This window comes from Candidatus Deferrimicrobiaceae bacterium (assembly GCA_035256765.1).
In the GTDB taxonomy this organism is placed as follows: domain Bacteria; phylum Desulfobacterota; class Deferrimicrobia; order Deferrimicrobiales; family Deferrimicrobiaceae; genus CSP1-8.
In genome coordinates, this window is record DATEXR010000143.1 from 1 (window position 1) to 1,064 (window position 1,064).

Here is a 1,064-nt window from a genome sequence, read left to right on the forward strand (position 1 = left end):
GCCTTCAATTGATGTGCCCTTCGGTTCTGCGGATCGAGGAAGAGCTCCCTGTCGCAGCAATAGGCGGCCTCTTCCAGGCACCCCCTTTGGGCAAGCGCCGTCGCTCCGTCGATCCACGGGGTTTTCGTCTTCGCTTCAACGCCGATGACTTTCATCATCAGGCCTTCGTACGTCTCCTCGATGACCTTCCTGCCCGACGAGAGGACGGGCAGCCCATGTCCTGGAAGAACGTGCTCGATCTCCTTTCCGAGCAGCGTCCTTACTCCGAACAGGTAGTGGTCCAGCCTTCCTCCGGCATGTTCATCCGGCTCGGACATGGCGTGGGGCAACACCGTATCCCCGGAAAAGACGGTTTTGCTCGGGGGATGATAGAGGCAGATCCCGTCGATGGTATGCCCCGGCGTGTGGATCACTTCCCAGTCAAGACCGCTGATCTCCAGGGTTTCTCCGCCCCGGACCTCCGTGACGCGGCAGCCGGATTTCCTGACCATGTCTTTGAGCTCGCGGGGGCTCGCTTCGTGGAGGATGAGCTCGAAACCACCGTTTTCCAGGATGGTCGGATACGATCTCAGGAGATCGAACACTCCCATCGCGTGGTCGCGGTGGCCGTGGGTAACGACCACTTTTTTAACGTCCGCCGGCTTGTACCCTCGCCGGAAGAGATCGATAAAAGACGTGTAATCGTTTCCGGGATCCACGATCGAGAGATACGTTCCCTCCACGACGTAAACGTTCGAGGAAAATTCGTATCCGGGCAGGAAGAGAACGTTTTCGAAAAACGGATCCGCCCCGTCAAGAAGACCCGACAGAGGCAGCCAACCGGGATGCTTCGTCTCCCACTCGTGCGAGGTTTTCCCGTTCTCTGTCATATCCATCCGGCCCCTTTCCATGATCGGTGCCGATACACCCCCCCGCATAAGTGACCCCCTCCCCCGGACGGCCCGACCAGGAGAGGGGGATGAGGAGGGGGAGGAAAAATCCCGGCGATCGGGTGAAGCCCGCCGCCGGGATTTCCCCGGGCCTCATTCGATATAGCCCACCTTGTATTCGAGCTTCATTTTCGC

At 59.3% G+C, this 1,064-nt stretch carries 1 protein-coding gene; it reads right to left on the reverse strand.

All coding sequences use genetic code 11. The annotated features are described in order from the left end of the window. Positions 1–875, reverse strand: an 875-nt coding sequence (locus VJ307_05005; GenBank protein ID HJX73497.1) for an MBL fold metallo-hydrolase, incomplete at its 3' end; no start/stop codon positions are given. Positions 876–1,064 lie beyond the last annotated feature (189 nt).